The following is a 4860-nucleotide window of genomic DNA, read 5'->3' as shown; positions in this document are numbered from 1 at the left end:
TGGTGACGGGGCGCATCGAGCGCGGCGTGATCAAGGTGGGCGAGGAAGTGGAAATCGTCGGCATCCGTCCGACCCAGAAGACCACGGTGACCGGCGTGGAGATGTTCCGCAAGCTGCTGGACCAGGGCCAGGCGGGCGACAACGCGGGCCTGCTGCTGCGCGGCACCAAGCGTGACGACGTGGAACGTGGCCAGGTGCTGTCGAAGCCGGGCACGATCACGCCGCACACCGAGTTCGAGTCGGAAGTGTACGTACTGAGCAAGGACGAAGGCGGCCGTCACACGCCGTTCTTCAAGGGTTACCGCCCGCAGTTCTACTTCCGCACGACCGACATCACCGGTGCGGTGACCCTGCCGGAAGGCGTGGAGATGGTGATGCCTGGCGACAACATCAAGATGGTGGTGACGCTGATCCACCCGGTGGCGATGGACGAAGGCTTGCGCTTTGCGATCCGCGAAGGCGGCCGCACGGTCGGCGCCGGCGTGGTGGCGAAGATCGTCAAGTGACGCACTGACGCCAGCGCGCCTAGGCGCGCTGGCCTTTGTCAGTGCGTCATCCCCGCGCAGGCGGGGATCCATCCCCGCGAAAGCGGGCATCGTTTCGCAGACCTCGTGTCTGCGTATCCAAGGACATTCAGAGCGAAAGCGAACGTCCATGGGTTGGACAGACGTTCGTCTGTCAGAAGCGGCACGCCTACGCGGGGACGACGAGCTAGAGCAAAGCCCGCTGGTTGGCACGGCAGCGGTTGCGATAAAGAAAATTTGCAGTCAGGGCTTGCGCAGTTCTGATTGCATCCGTTAAAATGCAAGACCCTCGCGCAATGTGGATTGCGCAGGGTCGCGAAATGAGGTGCAGGACGCGCCTCGTGTTCGCCAGACAGGGAGATGTCGCACGGCAAGGCCTCGTCCGCTCCGGAAGCTTCCGGAGCACATCGGCGGGGCCTTTCTGCGCGTCAGTGGATTCCCGGTGTGGCGGATCTGGCGTCGGGCCATGTTGGCGGCGCATGCAAGGCAATCAACACCATTCGGGGCACGGCGCACCAAGCCGCCATGCCTGTCGCTCTTTCAGGATTTACGAGGTCAACCACAATGGCGAACCAGAAGATTCGCATCCGGCTGAAGGCGTTCGATCATCGCCTGATCGACCGTTCGGCCAGCGAGATCGTCGAGACGGCCAAGCGGACCGGCGCCCAGGTGCGCGGTCCGATCCCGCTCCCGGCCAAGATCGAACGCTACACCGTGCTGGTGTCGCCGCATGCCGACAAGGATGCGCGTGACCAGTACGAGACCCGCACGCACAAGCGCGTGCTCGACATCGTCGACCCCAACGACAAGACCGTGGACGCGCTGATGAAGCTCGAACTCGCGGCGGGCGTCGACGTCCAGATCAAGTTGACCTGAGGAGACCGAAGATGAGCGCGAAGAAGCATTCGCTCGGCATCATCGGTCGCAAGGCCGGTATGAGCCGCATGTTCACCGAGGACGGCAAGTCGATCCCGGTGACCCTGATCGAGGCCACGCCGAACCGCATTACCCAGATCAAGACCGTGGACACCGACGGCTACAGCGCCGTGCAGGTGACCGCCGGGGTCAAGCGCGCCAGCCTGCTGACCAAGCCGGAAACCGGCCACCTTGCCAAGGCGAAGGTGGAAGCCGGTCGTGGCCTGTGGGAGCTGCGCGTCGAGGACGACCAGATTGGCGCCTTCGAAGTCGGCGGCGAGATCAAGGCCGACATCTTCTCCGAAGGCCAGATCGTCGATGTCCAGGGCGTGAGCAAGGGCAAGGGCTTCCAGGGCACGATCAAGCGCTGGCACTTCAAGATGGGCGATGCCACCCACGGCAACTCGCTGTCGCATCGCTCGCCGGGTTCGATCGGCCAGCGCCAGACCCCGGGCCGCGTGTTCCCGGGCAAGAAGATGTCCGGCCACATGGGTGACGTCACCCGCACCAGCCAGAACCTGCAGGTCGTCAAGGTCGACGTCGAGCGCGGCCTGATCGCCGTGCGTGGCGCGGTTCCGGGCGCTCCGGGTGGTGACGTGCTCGTGCGTCCGGCGAGCAAGGGAGTCTGAGCATGGAACTCAATATCAACGGCAGCGCCACCAAGCTGGCCGTGTCCGACGCCGTGTTCGGGCGCGATTTCAGCCAGGACCTGATCCATCAGGTCGTCGTCGCCTATCGCAATGCCGGTCGCGCCGGCACCAAGGCGCAGAAAACCCGTTCGGAAGTCAACGGCACCACCAAGAAGTCGAAGAAGCAGAAGGGCGGCGGTGCGCGTCACGGCGCGTTGACGGCCCCGATCTTCGTCGGCGGCGGCGTGACCTTCGCGGCCAAGCCGCGCAGCTTCGCGCAGAAGGTCAATCGCAAGATGTACCGCGCGGCGATCGCCTCGATCCTGTCGGAGCTGAATCGTCAGGGCCGCATCACCGTGGTCGAGGCGTTCGATGTCGACGCGCCCAAGACCAAGGGCCTGGTCGCCAAGCTGGAAGGCCTGAACGTCGGCAAGCGCCCGCTGATCGTGACCGAGGAAGCCACCGACAACCTGTACCTGTCCGCCCGCAATCTGCCGTATGTGCAGGTGCGTGACGTGCAGGGCCTGGATCCGGTTGCGCTGGTCGGTGCCGATACGGTGGTGGTCACCACCGACGCGGTGAAGAAGATCGAGGAGTGGCTGGCATGAGCGCCGCAAACCTGTACGAAGTGATCCGTGCGCCGCGCGTGTCCGAAAAGACCGCACGTCTGCAGGAAGTGTCCAACCAATACGTCTTTGAAGTGGCGAAGACCGCAACCAAGGCCGACGTCAAGGCGGCCGTGGAGCAGGTGTTCGGCGTCAAGGTCGAGGCCGTGAACGTGGTCAACGTGAAGGGCAAGGCCAAGGCATTCCGCCAGCGCCTTGGTCGTCGCAGCGACATGCGCAAGGCCTACGTCACGCTGGCCGAAGGCCAGTCGATCGACGTCATGACCGTCTCGGCCTGAGGAGCAAACCCATGGCATTGATGACTTTCAAGCCCACCTCCGCCGGTCGCCGCAGCGCGGTCCGCGTGGTGACGCCCGATCTGCACAAGGGGGCGCCACATGCGCCTTTGCTGGAAAAGCAGGGCAAGACCGGTGGTCGCAACCACCATGGCCGGATCACCACCCGGCACATCGGCGGCGGGCACAAGCAGCATTACCGCATCATCGACTTCAAGCGTGACAAGGAAGGCATTCCGGCACGCGTCGAGCGCATCGAGTACGACCCCAACCGCACCGCGCACATCGCCCTGTTGTGCTACGTCGACGGTGAGCGTCGCTACATCATCGCCCCCAAGGGCCTGAAGGCGGGTGACCAGGTGATCGCGGGCCACGATGCTCCGATCAAGACCGGCAATACCCTGCCGCTGCGCAACATCCCGGTGGGCACCACCATCCACTGCATCGAGATGAAGCCCGGCAAGGGCGCGCAGATCGCCCGTGCCGCCGGTGCCGGCGTGCAGTTGGTGGCACGCGAAGGTGTCTACGCCACCCTGCGCCTGCGCTCGGGTGAAATGCGCAAGGTGTCCTCGGAGTGCCGCGCGACCATCGGTGAAGTCGGCAACGACGAGCACGGCCTCGAGAAGCTCGGCAAGGCCGGTGCAACCCGCTGGCGCGGCGTCAAGCCGACCGTCCGTGGCGCGGCCATGAACCCGGTCGACCATCCGCACGGCGGCGGTGAAGCGCGTGCCGGACAGGGCAACCCGCATCCGGTCACCCCATGGGGCGTGCCGACCAAGGGTTACAAGACGCGCAAGAACAAGCGCACCCAGCAGTTCATCGTGCGCGACCGCAGGAGCTAATCGGCAATGGCACGTTCCCTCAAGAAAGGCCCGTTCATCGATCACCACCTGCTCAAGAAGGTGGAGGCCGCGGGCAACAGCAAGAAGCCGATCAAGACCTGGTCGCGTCGTTCCACGGTGCTCCCGGAAATGATCGGGTTCACCATCGCCGTCCACAACGGCAAGAACCACGTCCCGGTGTTGGTCAACGAGAACATGATCGGTCACAAGCTCGGCGAGTTCGCCGCTACCCGCACCTTCAAGGGGCACGGTGGCGACAAGAAGGCCGGGAAGTAAGGAGCGCACATGGACAAGGCAACACGAGAGGCGCAAGAAGCTGCCAAGCGCGCCCGCACCGAGGTCAGCAAGCGGACGGCAATCCTGCGTTCCGCGCGCATTTCGCCGCAGAAGGCACGGCTTGTCGCCGACCAGATCCGCGGCCTTCCGGTAGCGAACGCGCTCGACCTGCTCAAGTTTTCGGACCAGAAGGCGGCCGGGCTCATCTACAAGGTTGTGTATTCGGCGGCTTCCAACGCCGAGAACAACGGCGGTGACGATGCCGACGCACTCAAGGTCAAGACCGTCATGGTCGACGAAGGTCCCTCGCTGAAGCGCTTCATGGCGCGAGCAAAGGGCCGTGGCACGCGCATCACCAAGCGCACCAGCCACATCACCGTAGTCGTCGGCGAGGGCAAGTAATCATGGGTCATAAAGTCAATCCGATCGGCATCCGCCTGGGCATCGCCAAGGACTGGAACTCCAAGTGGTATGCCGGCAAGAAGCAGTTCGCCGGTTACCTTGCCGCCGACCTCAAGGTCCGCGACGTGCTGCGCAAGAAGCTGGCCCAGGCCGGCGTCAGCAAGATCCTGATCGAACGTCCGGCCAACAACGCCCGCGTCACCATCCACACCGCCCGTCCGGGAGTGGTGATTGGCAAGCGCGGCGAGGACATCGAGAAGCTGCGCAAGGAAGTGTCCGACGTGATGGGTGTTCCCGCCCATATCAACGTCACCGAAGTGCGCAAGCCGGAAATGGACGCCCAACTGGTGGCCGAATCGATCGCCCAGCAG

The 4860-nt window shown here is 64.4% G+C and carries 9 protein-coding genes; all 9 read left to right on the top strand.

The features are described from left to right. Positions 1–506, top strand: a 506-nt coding sequence (locus IT472_RS12295) for an EF-Tu/IF-2/RF-3 family GTPase (RefSeq protein ID WP_297181978.1), incomplete at its 5' end; no start/stop codon positions are given. Positions 507–1088: 582 nt separating this feature from the next. Continuing rightward, positions 1089–1400 carry a 30S ribosomal protein S10 gene (gene rpsJ / locus IT472_RS12290; protein WP_297175219.1) on the top strand — a complete coding sequence of 104 codons (312 nt, stop codon included), beginning with the start codon at positions 1089–1091 and terminating at the stop codon, positions 1398–1400. A gap of 11 nt (positions 1401–1411) precedes the next feature. After that, positions 1412–2068, top strand: coding sequence for a 50S ribosomal protein L3 (rplC, locus tag IT472_RS12285; RefSeq protein WP_297181976.1), 657 nt, complete (start codon positions 1412–1414; stop codon positions 2066–2068). A gap of 2 nt (positions 2069–2070) precedes the next feature. Then, positions 2071–2676: a 50S ribosomal protein L4 gene (rplD, locus tag IT472_RS12280; RefSeq protein WP_297181974.1), complete on the top strand. Its 606-nt coding sequence runs from the start codon at positions 2071–2073 to the stop codon at positions 2674–2676. Further along, positions 2673–2972 carry a 50S ribosomal protein L23 gene (gene rplW / locus IT472_RS12275; protein WP_297181972.1) on the top strand — a complete coding sequence of 100 codons (300 nt, stop codon included), beginning with the start codon at positions 2673–2675 and terminating at the stop codon, positions 2970–2972. Before rplD ends, rplW begins: the two co-directional genes overlap by 4 nt. Before the next feature lie 11 nt (positions 2973–2983). Continuing rightward, complete coding sequence (rplB, locus tag IT472_RS12270; RefSeq protein WP_297181969.1) at positions 2984–3811, top strand: 50S ribosomal protein L2; 828 nt, start codon at positions 2984–2986, stop codon at positions 3809–3811. Between the two features lie 6 nt (positions 3812–3817). Continuing rightward, positions 3818–4087: a 30S ribosomal protein S19 gene (gene rpsS, locus IT472_RS12265; RefSeq protein ID WP_297181966.1), complete on the top strand. Its 270-nt coding sequence runs from the start codon at positions 3818–3820 to the stop codon at positions 4085–4087. Positions 4088–4096: 9 nt separating this feature from the next. Then, on the top strand, positions 4097–4489 hold the full coding sequence (gene rplV / locus IT472_RS12260) for a 50S ribosomal protein L22 (RefSeq protein WP_297181964.1): 393 nt from the start codon (positions 4097–4099) through the stop codon (positions 4487–4489). Positions 4490–4491: 2 nt separating this feature from the next. Continuing rightward, positions 4492–4860, top strand: a 369-nt coding sequence (gene rpsC / locus IT472_RS12255) for a 30S ribosomal protein S3 (RefSeq protein ID WP_297181962.1), incomplete at its 3' end; no start/stop codon positions are given.

Source organism: Thermomonas sp. (genome assembly GCF_020850895.1).
In the GTDB taxonomy this organism is placed as follows: domain Bacteria; phylum Pseudomonadota; class Gammaproteobacteria; order Xanthomonadales; family Xanthomonadaceae; genus Thermomonas.
This window is presented reverse-complemented; position numbering and strand designations above follow the sequence as displayed.